A 25,808-nucleotide genomic window follows, 5' to 3' on the forward strand; every position below is an offset into this window, starting at 1 on the left:
TTAGCGATATGACAGATTACTTTTTTATCCCATTTTGAAGTAAATACAAAATTGTACTTTTTTAAGCAAATAAAAATCTTTTGCAAGATATGAGCAATGAGCTTTTTTTATTTTACCTATTTTTGAGGTTGGAGTTAAGGTTAATCGAGAAGAATAAAGCTATTTTATCAGAAAGCAGAAATCCCAAATCCACAATAGCATTTACTCCACATTCCGCATTCAAAACTCATCACTCCAATGATTCCTATTGAAAATATATATTTTTTACTCTGCTACGCTTGGAATCGGCTGGAGGAAAAGGATTTGCTAAATGTTTCCACAATTGAAGTACCCGATTTGCCCAATTTATTGGCTAAAGTACTTTTGAAAGGCATAAAAGTGTTGATAAATCGTGGCTTGGATAAACAATATATTGCAGAACAAAACCACTATCAGGGCATCAAAGGAAGAGTAGATTTTAATTATTCACTTCGTAAAAATCTTTTTCAACAAGGTTTGGCAATGTGCGAATTTGATGAACTTTCAGTCAATATTTTGCCGAATCAAATTTTAAAAACTTCATTGCAAAATGTTGTAAAATTGCCAACGCTTGATAGAAAACTGAAAAGAGATATTCAGTCGGTTTTGTATCAATTAACGGATATTGATGTAATTGAAATTAGAAATGATACTTTTGCTAGCGTTCAGATTCATCGTAATAATCAGTATTATCTTTTTCTATTGAATATTTGTGAATTGTTGCACCAAAATCTATCTATTCATGAAAAAACTGGGGAAGTAAAATTCAAAGATTTTTTAAGAGATGAACGCCAAATGGCTAGACTTTTTGAAGAATTTGTGCGTAATTTTTATAAAATAGAAGTACCAGAAGCAAAGGTTTTTCGAGAAGATTTACATTGGCAATTTACGGGAGAACAAATGCAGTTTTTGCCTAAAATGCAAACAGATATTTCAATTAAATTGCCTTCAAATCGGAAGATAATTATTGATGCAAAGTATTATTCAGAAACACTTCAACATTTTTATGATGTCGAGAAAATACATTCTCGGAATTTATACCAAATGTTTGCTTACTTGAAAAATCAGCCTAATCAACAAGCGGAAGGAATTTTGCTGTATCCAACTGTTCAGAAAAGTCTGAGCCTCACTTATACTTTTGAGGAACATCAAATCAGGGTAGAAACGTTGAATCTGAATCAGCCATGGATGGAAATCAAAAGAGATTTATTGTTGATATTAGATAGAAAATCCAGCGAGTTGGAAATTCGTTCTACTGAAAATATTTAAAAATCAATTGTGAAAATCTTTGTTTTTGCATTGAAAATAAACGATTTCTTTTCTTCCTTCACAAAGACATTCACAATATTGGTTTGGTCTTCAAACATATCAATGAGCACATCATTCTTTAATCTTAGTCCTGAAAGTGCTTCGCTCATCGGTAGTTCTAAGTAAATCCAAGTAGCATCTCCTTCTTTTTCTTTTCCGATGTATTGAACTGCTTTGAGTTGATTCTTTGAATTAACCAACATAAAGTGTTTTTTTACATATTGCTCTACCAAAGCATCGTTTTTGTCGTTGTTTTCTACAATAATTTTCTTGTTCTGATTATCGTGCGAAAGTACCTTTTCCAAATCATCTGTAAATACTCTTAGACTTACTTCAAAACCTTTGCTTTTGGTATTATAACGCATTTCTGTAAGGCTGGTATGAAATGCGTGGAAAGCAGTATTATTACTTTTGAAAGCACTTGAAAGTAGGATGACACCTAAAAGTAAAAACCTGCCAAGACGATTTGTCTTAGCAGGTTTTAAGATATTGTTATGATTAATTGACATCATCTATTTGAAAAAAGTTTTGAATGCTCCATTTCCTAACACAAAAACCATTAAAGCTAACAAGATAACAGTACCTACTTGCTGGGCTCTTTCTAAAACTTTTTCCGATGGCGGGCGACCAGTAATGATTTCATACAATAAAAACAACGCATGACCACCATCAAGTGCAGGAATTGGCAATAAATTCATAAATGCCAAACCCATTGAAAGTAAACCTGTTAATGACCAGAATTTTAACCAGTCCCAGTGAGCTCCGTACATAGCTGCAATTTCAAAAGGTCCACTCAAGGCTTTATCAGCACGAACATCACCCGCAAAAATCTTTTTAAAGGCTTTTATATTTTTCACAACTACATCAAAAGCATCATGTACACCAACTAAAAAAGCCTGACCGATGGTATAGTCTTCATGTGAAAGTTTGATTAAATTTTCCATTGCAAAACCTAATTTACCATCTTTGTTAATGGTCATATTAATGGTATCCATTTTTCCTTGTCTTTCAATACCAAAAGCAACGTTTTTACCAGCATATTTTGTTAAACTATCTTTTAAGATTTGATAGAAAACAACTGGATATCCATTCATAGTCACTATTTTATCACCTGCTTTTAAGCCAGCTTTGTAGGCTGCTGATTCTTCTGGTTGAGATTTCCCAAAAAGTTTACTTAATAAAGAAGGTTTTTCTGGTTCAGGTACTTGTGCAATTTTGAATGGGTATAATGGTTGAAAAAATGGATCTTTTTCATCCGATAATTTATTCAAGAAGTCAGAAGGAATAACTACTTCAATGGTTTTTCCAGCACGTTCTACAGTATAATAAATACCGTCGTCGAGAATTGCACCGCCGATTTCGCCATATTCTTTGAAATCTTTACCGTTTACTTTCAATACTTTATCGCCAGTTCTGAAGCCAACTTCTTGAGCCAACTTTCCTGCATAAATACCGTTTTTATTTAATTCGTCTTTAGCGATATAATTATTCCCAGTTTTGTAATTGATACCGAAGTAAATAGCAACCCCTAAAATTACGTTGACAATAATACCACCAAGCATTACGATTAAACGTTGCCAAGCTGGTTTTCCACGGAATTCCCAAGGTTCAGGAACAGCAGATAATTTTGAAGCATCTTGTGTTTCGTCAATCATTCCGGCAATAGAAACATACCCCCCTAACGGAAACCAACCTAAACCATATTCTGTATCACCGATTTTCTTTTTGAATAAAGCGAAGTTTAAAACAGTAGGTACTGGAAACAAAAAGTCGAAGAAAAGATAGAATTTATCAACACGCATTTTGAACCATTTTGCGGTTATATAATGCCCAAATTCATGTAAACTTACTAAAATTGACAGTCCTAAAATTAACTGCCCTGCCATAACTAAACCGTCCATTTGTTAAGTGTTATCTCGTAAAATCAATTTTTATTTACGATTTGTGTTCTAAGATTTTTTTACTGATTTAATATTAAACTAGCGTTTGGGCTAGTCTTCTTGTTGCTTGGTCTGTCTGAATATAATCATCAATACTTGGCTTTTGAATAAAATCAACTTTACTCATACAGTTTTCGATGAGGTATGACATCTCTAAAAAACCAATTTTGTCTTGTAAAAAGGCTTCAACAGCAATTTCATTAGCCGCATTCATGATACAAGGAAGGTTTCCGCCTTTGTCCATCGCATTGAAAGCTAATTGCAAGTTACGAAATGTTTCGGTATCAGGTTGTTCAAATGTTAGAGAAGGATATTTTGTGAAGTCGAAACGTGGAAAATCTGATTTTATTCTATTCGGAAATCCCAAAGCAAACTGAATAGGAAGTTTCATATCAGGCAAACCCATTTGTGCTTTCATCGAACCATCTTCAAACTGAACCAAAGAATGAATAATTGATTGCGGATGAACAACGACTTCAATTTGCGAAGCTTTCAAACCAAACAACCATTTCGCTTCAATTACTTCCAAGCCTTTATTCATCAAACTGGCAGAATCAATCGTGATTTTAGCACCCATTACCCAATTTGGATGTTTTAGTGCCTGAGCTTTGGTTACTTTTGCCAAATCTTCACGTTTTTTTCCTCTGAAAGGTCCGCCCGAAGCTGTTAAAATTATTTTTTCGATTGGATTATGAAATTCTCCAACTAAGCATTGGAAAATAGCAGAATGTTCGGAATCTACTGGATAAATATTTACTCCTTTTTCTTCGGCAAGTTTTGTAATTAATTCTCCAGCAACAACTAATGTTTCTTTATTGGCAAGTGCGATATGTTTCCCTGCTTCAATGGCTTTGATGGTAGGTAATAAACCAGCATAACCAACCATAGAAGTAAGTACAATATCGATAGAATCCATTTGAACAACGGCTTCCAAAGCTTTTGCACCAGCATAAACTTTTATTCCTGCCGAATCTAATGCTAAATGGACCTTATCGTATAAATCATCATTACCAATTACAACACAATTTGGTTTGAACGCTAAACTTTGTTCAATTAATAAATCTGCGTTGTTTTGGGCTGTTAATACTTCAACTTCGAAGATGTCTTCGTTGGCTTTTATTACTTCTAAGGCTTGTGTTCCGATTGACCCCGTTGAGCCTAAAATGGCAATTTTTCTTTTTTGCATAAATGATAAGTAGCTAGGAGCAATTAGCTGTAAGCTATGAGTCTTATTATCAGACGATTAGTAAATCAGATTATTGATAAAATCTAACTTTATTTCTCAAAACTTACTCTTTAAATTATTTGTAAGAAGTTTTAAGTTGGAATAATTGTCTTGAATTAAACTATAAAATTAAAGACTCCAGTTTAGAATTTCGTTAATAAAATGAGAAAATAAAGAAGGTTTTAAAAGCAACGTAAACACGACTCCAAAACCTGCTCCCCAAAGGTGAGCCGAATGACCAATATTATCTAAATTTCGTTTCGACATATAATAAGAGTACGCTGAATACAAAACGGCATAAATAAAACCAGGCATTGGGAAAAAGTACACGTAAATCTGAGCTGTAGGTTGGAAAAGTATGGCAGAAAAAACTACCGCCGAAACGCCACCAGAAGCTCCCAAAGCATTATAATAACGATCATTTTTATGGTCGAGATAACTTGGAATATTTGCTACAATAATTCCTAATATGTACAAAGTAGCATAAAGTAAAATCCCCATACTTGACCCAAAAATTCCTGAAAAGTAATATTCTACTATATCACCGAAGAAGTACAAGCTTAGCATGTTGAAAAACAAATGCCCATAATCTGCATGTAAAAAACCAGAAGTCAAGAAACGATAATATTCTTTGTATTCTCTTACTGAATATGGATGCATAATCCATTTATTCAAAACAGTTTGATTGTTCCAAGCATAAAGGCTTAGCGCAATCGTAATTCCAATAAAAATGAAAGTTAATGACATATTATTTTTTTAGAATATCTGTGGAAAAGAATTTGAATGAAATAACAAATTCTTGATTTTATAAAACAAAAGCAGTCGAAACAATTGGTTCGACTGCCAGTATCTTTCATTACAAATTTACATTAAACCTCTCTATCAATCAAAGTTTCAGCAAATGTTCGTAGAATAAGCTTTCTATCTTCATCAACTTTTAGCGATTCTAACGCTTCAAAAGCTTTATCGAAGTAAGTATTAATTTTTACAGTAGCTACTTCACGAATTCCTAAAGTATCATAAATGGCTGTAACAGCTTTTACTTTTTCAGTAGCATCAAATTCCTTCAAAGAAAGCCATTTATTTAAAGCTACTTTGGTTTCGCCATCAGCTTTTTCCAAAGCTTCTATCAACATAAAAGTTTTTTTGTTTGAAATAATGTCGCCACCTACTTGTTTCCCGAATTTTTCAGGGTCGCCATAAACATCTAGTAAATCATCTTTTAGTTGGAAACCTAAACCAATATTTAAACCAATGTTATACAATAAATCACACGATTTTTCACTTCCTCCGCCAATAATTCCGCCTAATTCTAAGGCATAACCCAAGAGTACAGACGTTTTTAATTTAATCATTTCAAGATATTCTTCTTCGCTGACGTTTTCACGATTTTCGAAATTCATATCTAATTGCTGTCCTTCACAAACTTCTGCTGCGGTACGATTAAATCTTTTTAAAGCTTTTTTAAATTTTGAATCCTCAACAAACATTAATAATTCGTAGGCTTGTACCAGCATTACATCGCCAGAAAGAATGGCAGTATTATCATTCCATTTGGCATGAACAGTCGGTTTCCCACGTCGCAAGGGTGCTTTATCCATGATGTCATCATGCATTAAAGTAAAATTGTGGAAAACTTCTACCGCAGTAGCTGGTTTAATTGCTTTTTGCCAATCGTCTGTGAATAAGGCTGTTGCCATTAAAGTCATTAATGGTCTCATCCTTTTGCCGCCTAACGACATTAAATAGCGGATGGGTTCATATAATTCTTCGGGATGTTCACCGTAAGTTTGCTGGGAAAATTCTTCGTTGAGAGCTTGTACGAATTGTGTAAGTTTCATTTAATAATTGATGGTTTCTCTTTCAGAGTAACGCACTCCATGTTAGAAATGTTATGAATTGCCAAAAATAGAAAGAAGAATTTAAAGTCTCACTCGTTTCAGATTTATTTTGGCTAACTTTGCAAAACCTCTAAACGAGGTCTATATTATATGCTCAACCATCAGCTCAAACTCCGTAAACCACTTGCCGTTTTTGATTTAGAAACGACAGGTGTAAATGTTGTCAAAGATCGCATCGTCGAAATCAGTATTGCCAAAGCAAATATTGATGGAACTGTGACCGTAAAAACCCGTCGTGTAAATCCTGAAATGCCGATTCCACTCGAATCGTCACTTGTACATGGTATTTATGACGAGGATGTAAAAGACGAACCTACCTTCAAACAAATTGCCAAGTCGATGGCTCAGTTTTTAGAAGGTTGCGATTTGGCAGGTTTTAATTCAAATCGTTTTGATGTTCCGATTTTAGTAGAGGAATTTTTAAGAAACGAAGTAGATTTTGATATTAAAAACCGTCGATTAATCGATGCACAACGTATTTTCCATTTGATGGAACCTCGTACTTTGTCGGCAGCTTATAAATTTTACTGCAAGAAAGAATTAATAGATGCCCATTCGGCAGAAGCAGATACAATTGCTACTTTGGAAGTACTCAACGAACAAGTTAAGTATTATGAAGGAGTAACCATAAAAGATAGCAAAGGTGTAGCATTTGAGCCTGTGAAAAACGACATGGATGTTTTGCATGAAATCACAGCGTCTAAATTGGTTGACTTTGCTCAAAGAATGGCATTTAATAAAGATGGAATCGAAGTAATCAATTTTGGTAAACATGCAGGTAAGCCAGTTGTTCAAGTTTTAAAAGAAGAACCTTCTTATTATGACTGGATGATGAAGGGCGATTTTCCGATGGATACCAAAAGAAAACTCACAGAAATAAAGCTTAGGGCTTTCAATAACAAGTAAATTAGCATAAGACAAAGGTCAGGGCAGAATAAACCTACACTTTTGTCTTATGTTTTTATGCTTTTATCAGTTTTTCCTTAATTTTGCTGATAAGTTTTCATTATTACTTTGTCTGTAAATAAACAAATAGGTCTTTTTGATTTAGCAAAACAAGATTCGTTTTAATAAGTTCTCAAGCAGAAACGCAATACTCATGCAACAAATACCTGATGTCATCCGAGAAATACCCTTGAACTATTATGTTTGGTTCAGTGCCGCATTATTTTGTATCGGAATTATTGGCGTATTAACACGCCGCAATGCAATCATCATCTTCATGTCGGTAGAATTAATGCTCAATTCAGTAAATTTATTACTGGTAGCATTTTCTTCTTACAAAGCAGATCCCGCTGGACAAATCTTTGTGTTTTTTATCATGGCAGTAGCAGCGGCAGAAGTAGCAGTTGGGCTTGCCATTATTGTGATGATTTACAGAAATATCCAGACAATTGATGTTGGTTTGTTGAATAAATTGAAATGGTAATCTTCCAATTTAAAACATTATCATCTCAAATTAGAAAACTTTCAAATTAGAATTATGTCTCTAATTACACTCATTCCACTATTTCCCTTAATCGGCTTCCTTATCAATGGAATCGGTTTTCGTCATGTTCCTAAGTCTTTAGCTGGCATTATTAGCTCTGCGGCGGCATTTGCATCTTTTGCTTGTGCTTTAACCTTGTTTTTAGGCTTTAATGGTCAACCTCAAATTGTTCATCTATTCGACTGGATTACGGTTGGTACTTTGAATATTTCGATGTCATTTCAGTTAGATCAATTGTCATTATTAATGCTTTTGATTATTACTGGTGTAGGAACTTTGATTCACATTTATTCAATTGGCTACATGAGCCACGACGAAGGTTTCGGTAAGTTTTTTGCTTTCTTAAACCTATTCTTGTTCTTCATGCTTTTATTAGTAATGGGTTCAAACTACGTTGTGATGTTTATCGGTTGGGAAGGCGTAGGTTTATGTTCTTATTTATTGATTGGTTTCTGGAATAAAAATAGTAATTACGGAAATGCCGCTCGCAAAGCTTTTATCATGAACCGTATCGGTGATTTGGGCTTTTTGTTAGGTATTTTCTTAATTATCAATCATTTTGGTTCTGTAGAATATTCAGAAGTATTTAGCAAAATTGCTGAAGGTGGTTATTCTTCTGGCGATAAAACTTTATTCTATATTACGATTTTACTGTTTATTGGAGCAATGGGTAAATCAGCCCAAATTCCATTATATACTTGGTTGCCAGATGCAATGGCTGGTCCAACACCAGTTTCTGCTTTAATTCACGCTGCTACGATGGTTACTGCTGGTATTTACATGATTATTCGCTCGAATATTATGTATTCATTAGCACCAGAAACACTCGATATTGTAGCTTGGGTAGGTTTGGCAACGGCTTTATTAGCGGCTTCGATTGGTCTTTTCCAAAATGATATTAAAAAAGTATTGGCTTACTCTACGGTTTCTCAGTTAGGCTATATGTTTATGGGCTTAGGAGTAATGGCTTATTCTTCTTCGTTTTTTCACGTAATGACGCACGCTTTCTTTAAAGCATTGTTATTTTTAGGAGCAGGTTCAGTAATTCATGCGATGTCTGATGAACAAGATATTCGTTCAATGGGCGGACTTCGTAAAAAATTGCCAATTACCTTTATTACTTTCCTAATTGCTACGATTGCCATTTCTGGTATTCCTCCATTTGCAGGTTTCTTCTCGAAAGATGAAATTTTAGCACACGTTTTTGAACATAATAAATTAATGTGGGCATTCGGAGTTTTAGGCTCGATAATGACTTCATTCTATATGTTTCGTTTATTGTTCCTTACTTTCTTCGGAGAATTCAGAGGAACAGAAAAACAAAAACATCATTTGCACGAGTCGCCAATTGCGATGACAGCCCCTTTAATGATTCTTGCAGTACTTTCTGCCATTGGTGGATTCTTTAATTTTCCACACATTTTTGGAGGTCATGCTAGTTTAGCAGCATTTATGGAGCCATTGTTTGAACAGTCTGCTATTGAACACGTAGCCGTTGATGAATCACTTGAAATTACTTTAATGATTGTTTCTGTCGTTGCAGCATTACTTTCTGCGGGTGTTGCATACTTTATTTATGTAGTGAAGAAAACCGTTCCAGTAGCGGAAGGAGAGGAAACAGGATTACAAAAAGTAATTTACAACAAATACTATATCGACGAATTATACGATACTCTTTTTGTAAAACCAATCACAGCACTATCTAATTTCTTTAGAGAAGTAATTGAATTCTTGGTAATAGATTTAATAGTAGAAGGAGTTGGTAAACTCGTAAAAACACTTTCAAGTGAAGTTCGTTTACTTCAAAATGGAACAACGGGTTATTATATTTTTGCAATGGTTTTATCGATTGCAGCGATATTAGTTTGGAGCTTGAAAAGTTTCCTTTTGGGATAGATTAAAGACAATATAAATACATTGAAAGATTTGCTCATTACAAATCCGATTGATAAAAAAATATGCTAACACTTTCTCTCATTCTTCTTCCCATCATTGCAGGGCTGATTACATTAGCCATCAAGGGAGAAACCGCTAAAACTGTAGCCTTAGTCTTTGCTTTTGCTGAGTTGGCTTTAGGAGCGTACTTGTATAAGTCATTTGTGCCAGACGCTACTTCTCAATTTGGCTTAAGTTATGATTGGATTCATTCAGCTGGAATAAAATTTTCTGTAGGAGTTGATGGAATCAGCTTGATTTTGGTATTTCTTACCACTTTAATGGTGCCTTTTATTATTCTTTCTACTTTTGGAAATAATTACAAAAACGCTTCTAATTTGTATGCTCTCATCTTATTCATGCAAGCAGCATTAGTGGGTGTATTTACAGCAAAAGACGTTTTCCTTTTTTACTTCTTCTTTGAAGCAGCATTAATCCCAATTTATTTTATTGCGGCTATTTGGGGAGGAGAAAATCGTATCAAAGTGACATTTAAGTTCTTTGTTTATACCATTTTTGGTTCTTTGTTCATGTTGTTGGCATTGGTTTACTTGTATTTATTGACGCCAGGAACGCACTCAGCAGATATTAATGCTATTTATGAAGCAGCTAAAGCCTTAGATTTATCAACTCAGAGCTACTTATTTGGAGCATTTTTTATTGCATTTGCTATTAAGATGCCACTTTTCCCATTCCATACTTGGCAACCAGATACTTATGTGGAAGCTCCTACAGCAGGAACAATGCTTTTATCAGGTATCATGTTGAAAATGGGAGTTTATGGTTTGATTCGTTTTATTTTGCCAATTGTACCACTTGGTGTAGATCAATGGGGATTTGTGGCGATTATTCTTTCGGTAATAGGCATTATTTACGGTTCTGTGATTGCGATTCAGCAAAAAGATATGAAACGATTGATTGCTTATTCATCATTTGCACACGTGGGATTGATGTCGGCAGGTATTTTCTCAAGAAATTTAGAAGGTATTCAAGGTTCATTGATTCAAATGTTGGCACATGGTATCAATGTTGTGGGTTTATTCTTTATCGTAGAAATTATTGAAAGAAGAGCAAAATCTCGTGAATTATCTCTTTTAGGTGGTATTACTCAAACTACTCCAAACCTTACTGTTTACTTCATTATTTTAATGCTTGGTTCGGTAGCTTTACCACTTACAAATGGTTTTGTGGGCGAATTTTTGTTATTGAAAGGAGTATATGAATACAACGCTTGGATAGGAGCAGTAGCAGGATTAACCATTATTTTGGGTGCGGTTTATATGTTGAGAATGGTTCAAAAATCAATGTTTGGAATTACTTCTAAAATTACGGAGGGATTTACAGATTTAACATTCAATGAAAAAGCTGTTTTATTCCCGCTTTCATTTTTAGTAATCGCTTTGGGAATTGCTCCGAATATTTTCTTAAAATTAACTGAACCAGCTGTTAGCCAATTATTATCAATCATCAAATAATTTGATTGTTGGGTTTGTGTAAAGTCTTTACTTTTCAGAAATACAACTTTTCAAGTTTTCAAATTTGAAACATGAACGCAATTATAGCATTATCACTCTTCGGGATTTCTAATCTGTTTTTAGGGTTTTTGAACAACCGTAAAATCTTGTTACCAGCTACGCTAGTTTTTATCCTTATTGCTCTTGGATTAAATTTTGCAGACTGGAATCATGAATATTATTGGTTTAATAACATGCTAAAAACCAATAACCTTTCTGTTAATTTTGTTACAATTATTCTGTTATCAACATTTTTGGTGGTAGCTATCTCTCGTAGTTTTGGAGATGATGATGAACATTCACATCCTGCTGAATATTATGCCATTTTGCTTTTCTCTGCAGTAGGAGCGATTATGATGGTTACTTTTGAAAACCTGATTATGCTTTTTGTAGGCTTAGAAATTCTTTCTGTTTCTATGTATGTACTTACAGGTTCTGATAAACGTAGTTTACGTTCTAATGAAGCAGCCTTGAAGTATTTTTTAATGGGTTCGTTCGCTACGGGTATTTTATTATTTGGAGTAGCATTGGTATATGGTGCAACTAGTTCTTTTGATATTCATGGGATTGCTCAAGGAGTAGCGAAAGCTAAAGAACAAATGGGCGGTGCTTATGGCCCATTATTATATTCGGGAGTAATTTTGATAATGGTTGGTTTACTCTTTAAAATTTCGGCAGCTCCTTTCCATTTCTGGACGCCAGATGTTTATGATGGAGCACCAAGTATCTTTACGGCATTTATGTCAACTGTTGTGAAAACTGCAGGTGTTGCGGCTACTTATCGTATTTTGTCAATATCATTCCCATCTGTATATGGTTTATGGGGAAATCCATTAGTGTATATTGTTTGTGCGACTTTAATCATTGGAAATATTACTGCTGTTTATCAACAAAGCTTCAAAAGAATGTTAGCTTATTCTAGTATTTCTCATGCAGGATACTTGTTGATTACAGTTTTAGCGAAAAGACCAGAAACGAATTCTTCACTTTTATTTTATTCATTAGCTTATGCTATTGCTACAATTACGGCTTTTGCAGTTTTGATGGTTGTTTCTGAAGCACAAGCTAAAAATGGTAAGGCGGATGAAAGTTTTGAAGCATTGAATGGATTAGCTAATAACAACCCATTATTAGCTTTTTCTTTAACAATTTCAATGTTATCTCTTGCCGGAATTCCATTAACAGCTGGTTTCTTTGGAAAGTTTTTTGTCTTTAGTGACGCTTTTTCAAATCCATCATCATTGTTTAAGTGGATTCTAGTGATTGCCATTTTGATGTCAACGGTTGGTATTTATTATTACTTTAAGCCAATTATTGCAGCTTACATGAAAAAAGGAGAAGTTGCAAAAATTGAGCTCTCACCACTTTATAAATTTATCTTAATTCTTACAACGACACTAACAATTTTATTAGGACTAGCTCCTGATTTAGTTAAAAATATCTTTTAATCTTGTCAAATTCAAAATTACTTAATAAAAAGGATTTAATTGTTTACTTTTTAGTTGCTGGTACTGGTGTTATCATTCAACTAGTTTGTAGTAGTCTTTTTCAATCTTGGTTTACCATCACCTACGAAGCGAGTATTACTCCTGCGTACTTTATATCTTTGATTGTAGGCTTTATCTTAACTAAACTTTTTGCCTTTAATGCTCGTAAAACAAGCCAGACTCGCCGTGAAATGGTAAAGTATCTTATCGTTGCAACTTTTTCAGGCGGAGTAACATGGTTTTTTGCAACATATTCCTACAAAATATCAAATCATTATTTCGAAATTTTTCATTATTTGATTCCTTTTTCAAAGAAATTAATCAATGTTAATCAGTTGACTTGTCATTTAATTGGTAATGGTTTTAGTTTTATGTCTAATTATACTCTTCATAAAACTTTTACTTTTAAAGATACAGGCTTTTATGATAGACTAAAGAGGACAATTTTATAAAATATAATTATTTCTATATTTTATTTTAATTTTAAATGTCCATCTGATACTTGAATATATAAAAACAACTTAAAATAAAAGAGATTTTAAGGATGTATTTGTACTTTTCTTTGATAAAACACTGCAAAAGCTAGATTTTTAATCAATTATTAAGAAATACTTAAAATTTATGTACAATTGCTTGCATGGAATAAAAGTTGTACATAAATTTGTATCAAACAAACCCCAATCACAACGAAATGAAGAAATTTTTTGCATTCGCTTTAGTAGCTGGTATGATTTCATTAGCTGCTTGTTCAGAAAAGAAAGCTGAAACTACTACAACTGATTCAGTAACTGTTGATACTACTACTGTAGTTGATACTGCTGCTGTAGTTGATACTGCTGCTGCTGATACTGCTGCTGCTAAGTAATTATCAGTTTCCTTATGGAAAGAAAAGAGCCTTAACCTAGTTAAGGCTTTTTTATTGCCCAATAGTTTTCACTCAGATGTCAACAAAGTTATCTTGTATATTAGCATCATGAAAAAGGACTTAGAGGTTTTTCAAAAATACTTCCCTAACACTACTGTTAACTATTGCTTTAGCTTATGGGAAACGTATCAATTTAACTTCAAGATAACCCGTACTCGCCAATCTAAATTAGGTGATTATTCCTTTAGAAGAGATAAAGGACATAAAATTACCGTAAATGGCGATTTGAATCCTTACGCATTTTTGGTTACTTATATTCACGAAGTAGCACATTTGGTTACCTTTAAGCAGTTTGGCAATAAGCCCAATCCGCACGGAAAGGAATGGAAAAAGAATTTTAAAGAAGTATTTTTACCTTTATTAAACGAATCGACTTTGCCCTTTCAAATATTGATTCCTCTAAAAGAATATTTAGAAAACCCTTCAGCAACCACACAGAGCTATTCTCCTTTGGTGAAAGAGTTAAGAAAATTTGACAAATTAGCGGAAGAAGAAGATAAAATGATATTAACAAATTTACAAAAAGGAGAAGTCTTTGAATTAAATGGAAGATATTTCGAGAAAGGAGATTTGCGGCGAACACGTTTTCTTTGTACTGATAAAGCAAATGGAAAACGATATGTAGTTTCTGCAATTGCCTTGGTAAAAAAAGTATAATTTTTGAAATAGGCTTACGTTTAAAAATTAAAAATACTTGGCATTTTGAAAAAATCATTTCTATATATCATTCTACTTTTTATTATTTCTTTCAATAGCTACGCACAGAACAATGCTGTATTAGCAAAAGGAAATTGGATAAAAATCGGTGTAAACGCTAATGGAGTTTATCGTTTGGACGCAACTTTTCTACAAAAAAATGGCTTCGATTTAGCAACAATTAATCCTCAAAATATTAAAATTTTTGGAAATGGAGGCGGAATGTTACCTCAAAGTAATGCTGAAAATCGCCCTGCTGATTTAACAGAAAATAGTATTTACATTGAAGGCGAAATAGATGGAAAGTTTGAATCTCAAGATTTTATTCTTTTTTATGGACAAAGTCCGCATAAAACAATTTATAATTCTTCGCCTAATTCCTTTAAACATCAATTCAATATTTATGCTGATACCACTTTTTATTTTCTGACACTCTCAGAAACCAAAGGTTTACGAATACAAGAACAGCCATCGATTGAAGCGACCAAAAATATTTTTACATACGACGATTATGTTTTTCATGAAATAGACAAGAAAAATATATTAGCTCAAGCACCTTTTGCAGGTTCTGGAAGAGAATGGTTTGGAGAAGAGTTTTCAGGAACAAATGAACAAATATTTACTTTTAATCTTCCCGGAATTACAGCTAATTCTTCCGTAAATATTACTTGTTCTGCTGTTGCTGTTGCTTATGGACAAACAGATTTTGTGTTAAGAGCAAATGAGCAAAATCTTGGAAGATTGGCAATTTCAGCCATTGGTTCAGACAGATATGACTATAAAGGTGCGATTGCTAGTAAAATTTTTACCATTAATGGAAGCAATTTTACGAATATTAATGACTTAAAAATTGGACTAACTTACGATAAAAAAACACTTAATTTGGGAAGTGGATATCTAAATTTTTTAGGAGTACAGTCTCAACGAACGTTAAAATTATATAACCAACAAACTGTTTTTCGGTCTTTAGAAAGTTTAAATTATCCTTCAGTAAACTATGTGATAGAAAAACCATCTACCACTTTTAAAATTTGGGATATTACCAATCCTCTGCAACCATTTAGTCAGGCTTTTTTACAGCAAAGTCAAACGCTTAGTTTTGGAGCAAATAGCAAGATTGTTAAAGAGTATATAATTTTTAATACGACAGATTTCCTGAACCCAGTTTCTTCTCAAAAGATTAGTAATCAAAATTTACATAATGTTGAAGTACCTGATTTGGTAATTGTTGCGGCTAAAATTTTAACTAATCAAGTAGAAAGGCTTGCTGATTTTAGACGTCAGCATGATAAATTATCTGTATTGGTGGTTTCGCCAGAAGAAATTTATAATGAATATGCTTCTGGGAAACAAGATATTTCTGCTATCAGAGATTTTATGAGAAATCTGTATCAAAGAAATCCTAACAAAATAAAGTATTTATTGCTTTTCGGTGATGCTTCGTATGATTATAAAAAAAGGCTGAATGTTATTAACGATGAAACGAAAGCGATTCTAATTCCAACGTATGAAAGTAGAGAATCTTTACATCCTATTTTTAGCCATTCTTCTGATGATTATTTTGGTTTTTTAGAGGATAACGAAGGGGAATGGATTGAGAATCAAGCTGGGAATAATACCCTTGAAATTGGGATAGGAAGATTACCCGTTAAAAATCTTGAAGAAGCCAAGCAAATTGTTGACAAGCTAATTAATTACGGAACGAATAAAAATACAATTGGGCAATGGCGAAATAAAGTAGCCTTTGTGGCTGATGATGGTGATGGAAATATTCATCAGCAAGATGCTGAAGCGTTTGCATCAATGGTTAATTCCTTTTACCCGGCCTATCAAACTAATAAGATCTATTTGGATGCTTTCCCTTTGGTTTCTTTACCAGAAGGACAAAGGTCGCCAGCTGCTAATACTGCACTTAATCAAGCTTTTCAACAAGGTTCATTAATTATCAACTATAATGGACATGGTGCAGAAACAGGGCTTACTGACGAACAAATTTTGACTTTGAAAGATGTTGAATCTTGGACAAATTTTAATAATATGCCTTTGATGCTTACAGCTACTTGTCAGTTTGGTCGCTTTGATGACCCTAATCAGATTTCAGGGGCTGAATTATCAATTCTTAATCCAAATGGCGGTGCTATTGCATTATTAACGACGACAAGACCAGTTTATCAAAATACTAATTTTTTTATTAACCAAGCCTTTTATGAATCAGTTTTTACTGCTAAAAATGGTGAAATGCCACGTTTAGGAGATGTCATGATTTATACAAAAAACAATAGTTTTCAAGGGGTTTTGAATAGGAATTTCTCTTTACTGGGCGACCCTTCCATGAAATTGGCTTATCCACAATACGAAGCTGTCGTGTTGAAAGTAAATGGGAAAGCGACGGCACTAGCAGATACAATAAAAGCACAAAGTAAAGTAACCATTGAAGGAGAAATTAGGCAACTGGCGACTGAGACAAAAGTAAATAGCTTTACTGGAAAGGCAATCATTACTGTTTATGATAAAGAAAAGAGTATTTTAACCAAAGGAAATAAAGGAGCGAAGTTCAATTATCAAGATTTTACAAATATTTTATTTAAAGGTGAAGTCAGTGTTTTGAATGGAAGTTTTACCAGTACTTTTAGGATACCTAAAGATATTAATTATCAATTAGGAGAAGGTAAAATTTATATTTATGCCCAAACGAACGATGGTTTATCAGATGCACTAGGTGCTTTGAATCCTCTGATTGGTGGTGCTGATAATAGCTTGGTACTGGATAATATTCCACCTAAAGTAAGTCTTTATTTAAATGATGAAACCTTTGTGAATGGAGGAGTTACAAGTGATAATCCAATTTTTATTGCAAATATCTCAGATGAAAACGGTATTAATATTGCTAGTGAAGGTTTGGGTCATGAATTGCTTTTAACAATTGATGATACACTGAATATTGCTGTAAATCAGTATTTTATCTCATCTAAAGATGATTATAAAAGTGGACAAGTAAAATATCAAATAAAGGGTTTGACAGCTGGTGAACATCAATTAAAATTAAAAGTTTGGGATACAAGTAATAATTCAAACGAAGCTTCGTTACGATTCAGTGTCAATACGGAAAGCCAAAATCGATTAAAAAATGTTTTTAGTTTTCCGAATCCTGCAAAAGAAAAAGCTACTTTCAGTTTTGAGCATAATCAAGAAGGAGATGATTTTAATGTAGTTATCGAAATTTTTGATACTTTCGGGCATTTAATTAAACAAATAGACCAGAATGCTTACCGAGTAAGCTCACCATTTAATAAAATTTCATGGAATATTGTAGAAGATTCTGTCTCAAATGTAACTGGTAATTACTTTTATCGTATTTTTGTAAAGTCACTAACAACTGGCTATCAAGCCAATGGAAGTGGCAAGATTATTTTGCTTAAATAATTCCAGCAAAGAATATTTGGATAAATTTTGTAAAAAAAGGTTTATTGACTACTTTTGATATGCCTCGTTCCAAGAAACTTTAACCTTAAAGACAATGATTAAAAAAATTACCAGCGCTCTAAGAGTGTCTCTGTTGTTTGGATTAACAGTGCCCGCTGTGAACGTCTTTGCTCAAACTACTCGTACACCATCACCAGTTATCCAATCTTTAATAATTACTCCTGATGCTCGTTCGGCTGCAATGGGTGATGCGGGTGTTGCACTTTCGCCTGGAGATGGCGATGCTAACAGCATTTTTTGGAATCCAGGAAAAATTCCTTTCTCTGGTAAAGATATGGCTGTTTCTGTATCTTATGCTCCGTGGTTGCGTCAGCTAGTTGATGATATGGGACTATTGAATGCTAGTTTCTACAAAAAAATTCAAACTAATCAAGCTATTGGACTATCAGTTCATTATTTTGACCAAGGAGAATTTCAAGCCACTAATAGTACAGGACAATCTTTAGGAAATTTTAATTCTAAAGAATATTCGATTTCACTTTCTTATTCTCGTAAACTTTCTGAGAAATTAGGGCTAGGAGTAAATGTAAAATACATTAATTCTGCATTATCGCCACTTACATCAGGAGTGGCTGGTACAGTTCAAGTTCAAACAGAATCAACAGTTGGTGCAGATATTGGTTTGTTTCATACTTCAAAAAGAGATAAACCTTGGAACTATAATTGGGGTGTAATGATTCAAAACATTTCTGGTCGTGTTTCTTATGGCTTGAATGAATCAAACTTTATTCCAACTAATTTTAAAGCTGGTTTTGCGGCAACTAATACAATTGATCAGCATAACAAATTAACATTAACAGCTGATATTAATAAGTTAATGGTACCAACACCGAAAGTAGTGAATGGTAAATTAGAACAACCATCAACAGCTATTGGTGGAATTTTAGGCTCATTTGGAGATGCTCCAGATGGCTTTAGCGAAGAATTAAAAGAAATCAATGTTTCTTTAGGAGCAGAATATTTATACAATGATTTGTTTGCTTTAAGAGGCGGCTATTTCTTTGAAGATGCTAGTAAAGGTGGACGCAAGTATTTTACAGCAGGTTTTGGAGTTAAATTAGAAAAGAAATTTGGTTTAGATTTCGCTTACTTAATTCCTGTAGCAAGTGGAAATGCTTTAGCACAAACGCTTAGATTGAGTTTACATGCAAATTTTAATGCAGCACCTAAAGTAGCTAAAACTACTACAAACTAGGTTTTGTAGCATTTAAAAATATTTTACAACAGTGAAATGACATCTCAAACGAGATGTCATTTTTTTTAGATTATAACATCTGGTATCATCCAAATCCAGCAATCATATAGCATTTATAAGTAATGATTTTAGACAGAGTAAAAAGTCCAGCATTTCAGACGATTAAACAAGTATCTATTCCCAAGATAGAAAGTATAATGCTATCCAATGGCATTCCTGTTCATTATATCAGTATTGGTGAGCAGCCTGTTGTTAAATTAGAAATCAGTTTTGATGCAGGTAATTGGTATGAAAAACAAAATGGGGTGTCATTATTTGTGGCTAAAATGCTTGGAGAAGGAACAAAGAAATATTCTTCTTCACAAATAAGTGCTTTTTTTGACCAATATGGTGCATTTATTGAATTTGGTCATGGACTAGACAGGGCCAATATTACTGTTTATGGTTTGACAAAATATTTGCCAACGCTTTTGCCTATGGTAAAAGAGATTTTAGAAAATGCCGTTTTTCCAGAAGACGAATTAGAGAAATTCAAGAAAATACAATTACAGACGCTCGAAGTAAATGCAGGAAAAACATCTTTCATCGCTAATAAAGTATTTAGAAAAAAAGTATTTGGGGACAATCATTCTTATGGAAATTCTTTGGATGAAGAAGCTATTCAAGCGATTAACCGTGATACTTTATTAGATTTTTATCAAAGTTTCTGGTTAGGAAAGAAACCTAGAATTTTTCTTTCTGGAAAAATTACCGAAAGTGAAGTTAATCTGCTAGAAGATTTTTTTGGAAAAAATGATGTTCAGTCAATTGTGAAAGATATTTCGCTTAATAAAGACGAATATAACCTGATTGAAAAATCTGTACTTATCGAGAAAGAAGATTCTATCCAATCGTCGATTAGAATGGGAAAACAGATGATGACTCGCAAACATCCTGATTACTTCAAAATGCTAGTTTTAAATGAGACATTAGGTGGTTATTTTGGTTCAAGATTGATGAGTAATATTCGTGAGGAAAAAGGTCTTACTTATGGCATTTCGTCTAATATCGCTCCTTTTTCAAAGGCTGGCTACTTTGTGATTGGTACTGATGTTAAAAGAGAAAATACTCAACAAACAATTGACGAGATTTATAAAGAAATCAATATTCTTCAAAGAGAATTAATTAAAGATGGTGAATTAGAAGTAGTTAAGAATTATATGATTGGATCTTTTGCAGGATCGTTAAATACTCCTTTTGATATTTTAGATCGTTATAAAGTGATTTTATCAGAAGAGCTTTCTTTAGATTTTTATGATTGCTATATCCAAAATATTCAAGCAATTACCGCTGAAATGGTTTTAGAAGTGGCGAATCAACATTTAGCGATAGATTCATTGGTTGAAATCGTTGTAGGCGGAAAATAATTCATTTTTTGATTTTTTATTTAGGATTTTTTCGCTAAATTATAGCATTATAACAAAATGAAAATCGACTATGAAAAGGGTATCTAATCTTATTTATCACAAAGGAAATACTGTTACCGTTATTGATGCTTCAAAAACTGTTTATGAAGCACTTGAGATTATGTCTCAGAAAAATATTGGTGCACTTGTCGTGTACAATCAAGATGATTTTGTTGGAATACTAACCGAGCGAGATTATGCCCAGAAGGTAATCGTAAAAGGGAAGCATTCAAATGATACGCTGGTTTCTGAAATCATGGAATCTGAATATCCATCAGTGAAATTTGAAGATTCTATTGAAACTTGTATGGAAATTATGTCGGCCAAACATATTCGTTATTTACCTGTAATTGCCGATAAGCACGTTGTAGGAATTGTTTCGATGGGCGATGTAGTTCGTTATATTATTGAAGACCAAAAAGCCACCATTAGCCATTTACAGAATTTTATATCAGGGGGTGGGATGTGAAAATTTCGGATTACTAGATTTTCCGAATCTAGTAATCCGAAAAGATTAAATATCGAATCCTGCTAAATCTTTGAATTCATTGATTCGTGCAGTAAGTTCTTCGTCACTTAAATCGACAATACGTTCCGTTCCAAATTTCTCTACACAGAAAGAAGCCATTGCCGAACCATGAACGATAGCTCTTTTCATATTTTCAAAGCTGATGTCGTCTGTTTTAGCTAAGTAACCAATAAAACCACCTACAAAAGTATCGCCAGCACCAGTTGGGTCAAAAACTTCTTCCAAAACCAACGCAGGACAAAAGAATAATTTATCTCCTTGGAAAAGTAAAGCTCCGTGTTCACCTTTTTTAATGATTAATGTTTTTGGTCCCATTGCCATAATCGTTTTGGCAGCAGTTCTAAGCGAATAATCACCAGAAAGTTGACGAGCTTCTTCATCATTAATACAAAGTACATCAATCATTGTAAGTACTTTTTTCAAATCATCCATTGCAATGTCCATCCAAAAATTCATGGTATCCATTACAACTAATTTTGGACGTTTTGCTAAACGTTCAATTACTGTAATTTGCACTGCTGGTGTTAAATTCCCTAACATCAAGTATTCACAGTCTTGGTATTCGTTTGGAATGATTGGGTCAAAAGTGGCTAAAACATTCAATTCAGTCACTAAAGTATCACGAGAATTCATATTGTTGTGATAGCGACCAGACCAAAAGAAAGATTTTTCTCCTTTTTTAATTTGTAAACCGTTTGTATTAATTCCTTTATTTTCAAGAAGTTGTATGTATTCTTGTGGGAAATCTTCACCGACCACCGCTACAAGGTTTACAGGTATTTTGAAGTAAGAGGCAGACAAAGAAATATATGTTCCTGCACCACCGATGATTTTGTCTGTTTTGCCGTAGGGTGTTTCGAGGGCGTCAAAAGCTACCGAACCAATTGCTAATAAACTCATTTAGAATATTTTAGAATATTGAAATAATCATGCAATTTACAGATTTTTCATGTGCGAATGCAGGGCTTGTTTATAAAATTGACTCAGAAGTAGAAAAACATCAAGAAATGCTTTTGAATATTTTGTGTAAAACTGCTAAAATCTTGTATCTTGAGGAAAACGACCGAAGGATATTACTGTGATTACAATTTTTAAAAATACTTGACGTTCTCTGAAACAAGAATATGGTGAAGGATTGGCTAAAATGCAGGTCTTTGCAGGAATTCAATATTAAATTTTTAAATTTGTAAGATAGTTCATTCATAAACAACAACATTCGCTGTTTTGAAGAGCTTTCACTCTAGTGTTGTTGCTTTAATACAGTCCTCCTTAATAATCCTTATTGAAAATTACTCATGATTCAACTTCAAGCTGGCAAATACAAACAAGTAATTTCTCGACTTTGGAAACTGTCGATTATTGGTTTTGTTACATTTATATTATATATTGTTGCCGTTCAATATAATTTCTTGTGGCTTTTCGGCGGAATGCCAAGTTTGCAAGAACTAGAAAATCCTAAAAGCCAAATTGCTTCTGTGTTGATTTCGGAAGATGGCGTAGATTTAGAAAAATACTTCCGTGAAAACCGTTCTCCCGTAGAATACGAAGAACTCTCTCCCAATATTATTAATGCACTTGTCTCAACTGAGGATGCTCGTTTTACACAGCACTCAGGAATTGATTTAAGAAGTATTTTCAGAGTAATTACTCATTTCGGACAAGCAGGTGGAGGAAGTACACTTTCGCAACAATTAGCCAAAAATCTTTTTGATACTCGTAGGTTAGACCCAACAGAAGATGGACCAAGCTATAAAGGTTTATTAGCTAAAATTCCTTTGGTAAGAACCGTTATTGCAAAAACAAAAGAATGGATTTTGGCAATTCGTTTGGAAAGTCGTTATACCAAACAAGAAATCCTAAAGATGTACTTGAACGAAGTAGAATTTGGAAATAATGCTTATGGAATTAGAGTTGCCTGTAAAACTTATTTTGGAAAAAATGTGGGCAATGTAAGTGTAAAAGAAGCCGCTACTTTGGTAGGAATGTTACAGAATCCATCAATGTATGATCCACGTCGTCATCCAGAAAAATGTACGATTAGAAGAAATGTAGTACTTAGCCAGATGAATAAGTACGAGCATTTATCTGAAGAAGAAATGCTGGCTTTGCAAGAAGAATCACTAGGTCTAAAGTTCAAGGTTGAAAATCAAAATACTGGACAAGCACCTTATTTGCGTGAAGCCGTGAAAAGACAATTGCAAGAAATTATTGCAGATTTGAATTCAACTAGAGATGAAGGAGATAAATTGAATTTATACACCAGTGGGTTGAAAATTTATACAACCATTGATTCAAGAATGCAGGCTTATGCTCAATTGTCTTTAGATGAACACATGCGAAACCAGCAGAAGCTATTTTATGCACATTGGAAAGGACGAAATCCTTGGGTAAATGAAAAAATGCAAGAAATAAAAGGCTTTTTGAAAGATGCCATGAAACGTACTCAACGTTACAAAGCCTTGATGGAAGAATTTGATGGAGATGAAGAAGCAGTTTGGAAGGTATTAAAAACACCTGTAAAGATGACGGTATTTTCTTGGCAAGGTGATAGAGATACAACTTTATCTCCGCTTGATTCGATGAGTTATTATAAAAGAATTTTGAATTGTGGCTTTATGGCGATGAATCCGAACGACGGGCATATTAAAGCTTGGGTAGGAGGAATCAATTTTAAATATTTCAAATTTGATCACGTAAAACAAAGCAAGCGTCAGCCAGGCTCTACTTTTAAGCCTTTTGTTTATGCAACTGCACTCGAAAACGATGTTGTAAATTTATGTGGAAACGTAGTGGATGAACCTGTAACTTTTGGACCTGAAGATGGTATAGATAGAACATGGACACCACAAAACTCAACGGGTAGTTATTCTTATGCTTCAATGTCGCTTCGTCATGCTATGGGGCTTTCAATCAACTCTGTTTCTGCGGGTTTAATGAAATTATTAGGGCCTAAAAAAGTAGCTGAATTTGCCAATAGAGTAGGGATTCAGAGTACTTTAATGGAAGTTCCTGCACTGTGTTTGGGGGCGAGCGAAGTATCAGTTTATGAACAAGTAGCAGCTTACAGTACTTTCATCAACCAAGGTTATAGAATTGAACCAATCATGATTCTTAGAATTGAAGATAAAAATGGTAATGAATTAAGACGTTTTGAAACCACAACCAAACAAGTAATCAGTGCTGACTTAGCCTATAAAATGACCTATATGTTAAAAGGTGCGGTGCAAGAATCAGGAGGAACTGCTCAAGGTTTAAATCGTTACAACTGTGCGCAAGGGAATGATATTGGTGCTAAAACGGGTACTACTTCAAATTATTCAGATGGTTGGTTTATGGGTGTGACACAGAATTTAGTTGCTGGTGTTTGGGTTGGCGGTGACGATAGAAGTATTCACTTTAGAAGTTTGGCTTTGGGACAAGGTGCAAAAATGGCAATGCCAGCTTATGCCAATTTTATGGATAAAGTATATGCAGATAAATCTTTGGCAATTGCTGGTTTCAAAAAAGAACCTTTCAAAAAGCCAGATGGTGTAGATTTGGGCTGTAATACTTATACTGTAGATTCAACCCAAGTACAAATTCCAACTGATAAGCCCAAAGAGGAGGAAGGTTTCTTGAAGTAAAGTTTTTGATTTTTATTCAAAGCAAGTTTAAACTGGGCAGCTAGTTGGTGATTAAATCTAACCATGAAAAATAAATTACAAATTGAGCCAAAAGCTCAGAAACCAAAATATCAGCAAATTGTAGATGAAATCACTGAGAGAATCCAACAAGGACTTTTGAAAAGAGGTGATCAACTCCCAACAATTAATGAAATTACTGCTTCTTTGGGTGTTGCTAGAATGACGGTGATTAGAGCTTATGAAGAGCTTCGAGAAAGAGGTATTGTGGCAGCTCAACATGGAAAAGGATATTATATCGCTTCAACCAATATTCAGGCTTCCATGCACGTGTTTGTACTTTTTGATGCAATGAATGCCTACAAAGAAGTACTTTTTCATGCCATGAAAGAAGCTTTGGGCGAAAATGTTTCTATAGATTTATTTTTTCATTATCATGATTTGAAGGTTTTTGAAAACGTCATCGTGAACAATATTGGTAATTATAACTTCTATATTATCATGCCTCACTTTAATGAAGATGTTTCTGATATTGTTAAACAAATTTCGAAAGATAAATTACTAATATTAGACATTGATGTTGAACAATTGGATGAAGAGTATGCCGTTTTGTACCAAGATTTTGAACAAAATTTTTATCAAGGACTTACAGGAGCGTTGCCAATGATAAGAAAATATGAAAGTCTTACTTTGTTTCTCAGTAAAAATCAATTCCAATATACTCCGAAAGGTATATTAATTGGCTTCAATAAGTTTTGTGAAGAGTATCAGGTAAAAGGTGAAATTGTTGATAACCTTGATGTAGAAAATTTACAAAAAGGACATGCTTATATACTTTTTTTGGAAAATGACTTAGTAAGATTTGTGAACTTTACCCATAAAAAGCATTTGAAATTAGGAGAAGACATTGGTTTACTTTCTTATGATGATACTCCGATTAAAGAGATTTTAGCGGAAGATGGCATCACAACGATTTCAAATGACTTTGTTCAGATGGGAAAAATGGTTGGAAGAATGGTTCATAATCGACAAAAAGGAAAGATTGCCAGTGCAAGTTCGCTTATTGTTAGAGGTTCATTATAGCATCATTACAACTTA

At 33.7% G+C, this 25,808-nt stretch carries 22 protein-coding genes; 16 read left to right on the plus strand and 6 right to left on the minus strand.

Annotated elements, in window-relative coordinates; all coding sequences use genetic code 11:
- Nucleotides 1-237 precede the first annotated feature (237 nt).
- A complete protein-coding gene (gene mcrC, locus HNP25_RS19825) occupies nt 238-1,287 on the plus strand; it encodes a 5-methylcytosine-specific restriction endonuclease system specificity protein McrC (RefSeq protein WP_184137178.1) in 1,050 nt (349 codons plus the stop codon).
- On the opposite strand, the gene HNP25_RS19830 is transcribed toward mcrC, so the two are convergent.
- The 5 genes from HNP25_RS19830 to HNP25_RS19850 all read right to left on the minus strand — a co-directional run bounded on the left by HNP25_RS19830 (nt 1,284) and on the right by HNP25_RS19850 (nt 6,332).
- Nucleotides 1,284-1,838 (minus strand): DUF6702 family protein, encoded by a 555-nt coding sequence (locus tag HNP25_RS19830; protein WP_184137180.1) that lies wholly within the window; start codon nt 1,836-1,838, stop codon nt 1,284-1,286. The genes mcrC and HNP25_RS19830 overlap by 4 nt on opposite strands.
- Entirely contained in the window at nt 1,839-3,227 is a 1,389-nt protein-coding gene (gene rseP, locus HNP25_RS19835; protein ID WP_184137182.1) for an RIP metalloprotease RseP, read from the minus strand.
- 73 nt (nt 3,228-3,300) lie between these two features.
- Complete coding sequence (locus HNP25_RS19840; RefSeq protein ID WP_184137184.1) at nt 3,301-4,452, minus strand: 1-deoxy-D-xylulose-5-phosphate reductoisomerase; 1,152 nt, start codon at nt 4,450-4,452, stop codon at nt 3,301-3,303.
- A gap of 168 nt (nt 4,453-4,620) precedes the next feature.
- Nucleotides 4,621-5,238: a rhomboid family intramembrane serine protease gene (locus tag HNP25_RS19845; RefSeq protein WP_184137186.1), complete on the minus strand. Its 618-nt coding sequence runs from the start codon at nt 5,236-5,238 to the stop codon at nt 4,621-4,623.
- A gap of 122 nt (nt 5,239-5,360) precedes the next feature.
- Entirely contained in the window at nt 5,361-6,332 is a 972-nt protein-coding gene (locus tag HNP25_RS19850) for a polyprenyl synthetase family protein (RefSeq protein ID WP_184137188.1), read from the minus strand.
- 150 nt (nt 6,333-6,482) lie between these two features.
- Between HNP25_RS19850 and HNP25_RS19855 the strand changes: the two genes are divergently transcribed.
- From HNP25_RS19855 to HNP25_RS19910, 12 genes are all read left to right on the plus strand, one after another.
- Entirely contained in the window at nt 6,483-7,298 is an 816-nt protein-coding gene (locus HNP25_RS19855) for a 3'-5' exonuclease (protein ID WP_184137190.1), read from the plus strand.
- A gap of 193 nt (nt 7,299-7,491) precedes the next feature.
- Nucleotides 7,492-7,821, plus strand: coding sequence for an NADH-quinone oxidoreductase subunit NuoK (gene nuoK, locus HNP25_RS19860; RefSeq protein WP_184137192.1), 330 nt, complete (start codon nt 7,492-7,494; stop codon nt 7,819-7,821).
- 54 nt (nt 7,822-7,875) lie between these two features.
- On the plus strand, nt 7,876-9,777 hold the full coding sequence (gene nuoL, locus HNP25_RS19865) for an NADH-quinone oxidoreductase subunit L (protein WP_184137193.1): 1,902 nt from the start codon (nt 7,876-7,878) through the stop codon (nt 9,775-9,777).
- A 62-nt stretch (nt 9,778-9,839) separates the two neighbouring features.
- Entirely contained in the window at nt 9,840-11,291 is a 1,452-nt protein-coding gene (locus tag HNP25_RS19870) for a complex I subunit 4 family protein (protein ID WP_184137195.1), read from the plus strand.
- Nucleotides 11,292-11,362: 71 nt separating this feature from the next.
- The gene (locus tag HNP25_RS19875; protein WP_184137197.1) at nt 11,363-12,778 is read left to right on the plus strand and encodes an NADH-quinone oxidoreductase subunit N; all 1,416 of its coding nucleotides are present in this window, start codon (nt 11,363-11,365) and stop codon (nt 12,776-12,778) included.
- 2 nt (nt 12,779-12,780) lie between these two features.
- The gene (locus HNP25_RS19880; protein WP_221432522.1) at nt 12,781-13,269 is read left to right on the plus strand and encodes a GtrA family protein; all 489 of its coding nucleotides are present in this window, start codon (nt 12,781-12,783) and stop codon (nt 13,267-13,269) included.
- Nucleotides 13,270-13,508: 239 nt separating this feature from the next.
- On the plus strand, nt 13,509-13,682 hold the full coding sequence (locus HNP25_RS19885) for a PG1828 family lipoprotein (protein ID WP_184137199.1): 174 nt from the start codon (nt 13,509-13,511) through the stop codon (nt 13,680-13,682).
- A 108-nt stretch (nt 13,683-13,790) separates the two neighbouring features.
- On the plus strand, nt 13,791-14,399 hold the full coding sequence (locus tag HNP25_RS19890) for a SprT-like domain-containing protein (RefSeq protein WP_184137201.1): 609 nt from the start codon (nt 13,791-13,793) through the stop codon (nt 14,397-14,399).
- 45 nt (nt 14,400-14,444) lie between these two features.
- Nucleotides 14,445-17,861 (plus strand): type IX secretion system sortase PorU, encoded by a 3,417-nt coding sequence (gene porU, locus HNP25_RS19895; protein ID WP_184137203.1) that lies wholly within the window; start codon nt 14,445-14,447, stop codon nt 17,859-17,861.
- 94 nt (nt 17,862-17,955) lie between these two features.
- On the plus strand, nt 17,956-19,116 hold the full coding sequence (gene porV / locus HNP25_RS19900; protein WP_184137205.1) for a type IX secretion system outer membrane channel protein PorV: 1,161 nt from the start codon (nt 17,956-17,958) through the stop codon (nt 19,114-19,116).
- A gap of 122 nt (nt 19,117-19,238) precedes the next feature.
- Entirely contained in the window at nt 19,239-20,522 is a 1,284-nt protein-coding gene (locus tag HNP25_RS19905; RefSeq protein WP_184137207.1) for a M16 family metallopeptidase, read from the plus strand.
- Between the two features lie 70 nt (nt 20,523-20,592).
- On the plus strand, nt 20,593-21,030 hold the full coding sequence (locus tag HNP25_RS19910; protein WP_184137209.1) for a CBS domain-containing protein: 438 nt from the start codon (nt 20,593-20,595) through the stop codon (nt 21,028-21,030).
- A gap of 45 nt (nt 21,031-21,075) precedes the next feature.
- Here the strand turns inward: HNP25_RS19910 and HNP25_RS19915 are convergent, their stop codons facing one another.
- The gene (locus tag HNP25_RS19915; protein ID WP_184137211.1) at nt 21,076-21,990 is read right to left on the minus strand and encodes a PfkB family carbohydrate kinase; all 915 of its coding nucleotides are present in this window, start codon (nt 21,988-21,990) and stop codon (nt 21,076-21,078) included.
- A 29-nt stretch (nt 21,991-22,019) separates the two neighbouring features.
- Between HNP25_RS19915 and HNP25_RS19920 the strand changes: the two genes are divergently transcribed.
- The 3 genes from HNP25_RS19920 to HNP25_RS19930 all read left to right on the plus strand — a co-directional run bounded on the left by HNP25_RS19920 (nt 22,020) and on the right by HNP25_RS19930 (nt 25,793).
- Nucleotides 22,020-22,172, plus strand: a complete 153-nt coding sequence (locus HNP25_RS19920) for a hypothetical protein (protein ID WP_184137213.1) — start codon at nt 22,020-22,022, stop codon at nt 22,170-22,172.
- A gap of 213 nt (nt 22,173-22,385) precedes the next feature.
- Nucleotides 22,386-24,713 carry a penicillin-binding protein 1A gene (locus tag HNP25_RS19925; protein ID WP_184137215.1) on the plus strand — a complete coding sequence of 776 codons (2,328 nt, stop codon included), beginning with the start codon at nt 22,386-22,388 and terminating at the stop codon, nt 24,711-24,713.
- Nucleotides 24,714-24,776: 63 nt separating this feature from the next.
- The gene (locus HNP25_RS19930; RefSeq protein ID WP_184137217.1) at nt 24,777-25,793 is read left to right on the plus strand and encodes a GntR family transcriptional regulator; all 1,017 of its coding nucleotides are present in this window, start codon (nt 24,777-24,779) and stop codon (nt 25,791-25,793) included.
- The last annotated feature ends 15 nt before the right edge of the window (nt 25,794-25,808 follow it).

The sequence above is a fragment of the Arcicella rosea genome (assembly GCF_014204325.1).
Taxonomy (GTDB): Bacteria; Bacteroidota; Bacteroidia; order Cytophagales; family Spirosomataceae; genus Arcicella; species Arcicella rosea_A.

Coding starts and splice junctions, on each gene's coding strand:
- mcrC (WP_184137178.1), top strand. CDS start 238: ATGATTCCTATTGAAAATATATATTTTTTACTCTGCTACGCTTGGAAT.
- HNP25_RS19830 (WP_184137180.1), bottom strand. CDS start 1,838: ATGATGTCAATTAATCATAACAATATCTTAAAACCTGCTAAGACAAAT.
- rseP (WP_184137182.1), bottom strand. CDS start 3,227: ATGGACGGTTTAGTTATGGCAGGGCAGTTAATTTTAGGACTGTCAATT.
- HNP25_RS19840 (WP_184137184.1), bottom strand. CDS start 4,452: ATGCAAAAAAGAAAAATTGCCATTTTAGGCTCAACGGGGTCAATCGGA.
- HNP25_RS19845 (WP_184137186.1), bottom strand. CDS start 5,238: ATGTCATTAACTTTCATTTTTATTGGAATTACGATTGCGCTAAGCCTT.
- HNP25_RS19850 (WP_184137188.1), bottom strand. CDS start 6,332: ATGAAACTTACACAATTCGTACAAGCTCTCAACGAAGAATTTTCCCAG.
- HNP25_RS19855 (WP_184137190.1), top strand. CDS start 6,483: ATGCTCAACCATCAGCTCAAACTCCGTAAACCACTTGCCGTTTTTGAT.
- nuoK (WP_184137192.1), top strand. CDS start 7,492: ATGCAACAAATACCTGATGTCATCCGAGAAATACCCTTGAACTATTAT.
- nuoL (WP_184137193.1), top strand. CDS start 7,876: ATGTCTCTAATTACACTCATTCCACTATTTCCCTTAATCGGCTTCCTT.
- HNP25_RS19870 (WP_184137195.1), top strand. CDS start 9,840: ATGCTAACACTTTCTCTCATTCTTCTTCCCATCATTGCAGGGCTGATT.
- HNP25_RS19875 (WP_184137197.1), top strand. CDS start 11,363: ATGAACGCAATTATAGCATTATCACTCTTCGGGATTTCTAATCTGTTT.
- HNP25_RS19885 (WP_184137199.1), top strand. CDS start 13,509: ATGAAGAAATTTTTTGCATTCGCTTTAGTAGCTGGTATGATTTCATTA.
- HNP25_RS19890 (WP_184137201.1), top strand. CDS start 13,791: ATGAAAAAGGACTTAGAGGTTTTTCAAAAATACTTCCCTAACACTACT.
- porV (WP_184137205.1), top strand. CDS start 17,956: ATGATTAAAAAAATTACCAGCGCTCTAAGAGTGTCTCTGTTGTTTGGA.
- HNP25_RS19905 (WP_184137207.1), top strand. CDS start 19,239: ATGATTTTAGACAGAGTAAAAAGTCCAGCATTTCAGACGATTAAACAA.
- HNP25_RS19910 (WP_184137209.1), top strand. CDS start 20,593: ATGAAAAGGGTATCTAATCTTATTTATCACAAAGGAAATACTGTTACC.
- HNP25_RS19915 (WP_184137211.1), bottom strand. CDS start 21,990: ATGAGTTTATTAGCAATTGGTTCGGTAGCTTTTGACGCCCTCGAAACA.
- HNP25_RS19920 (WP_184137213.1), top strand. CDS start 22,020: ATGCAATTTACAGATTTTTCATGTGCGAATGCAGGGCTTGTTTATAAA.
- HNP25_RS19925 (WP_184137215.1), top strand. CDS start 22,386: ATGATTCAACTTCAAGCTGGCAAATACAAACAAGTAATTTCTCGACTT.
- HNP25_RS19930 (WP_184137217.1), top strand. CDS start 24,777: ATGAAAAATAAATTACAAATTGAGCCAAAAGCTCAGAAACCAAAATAT.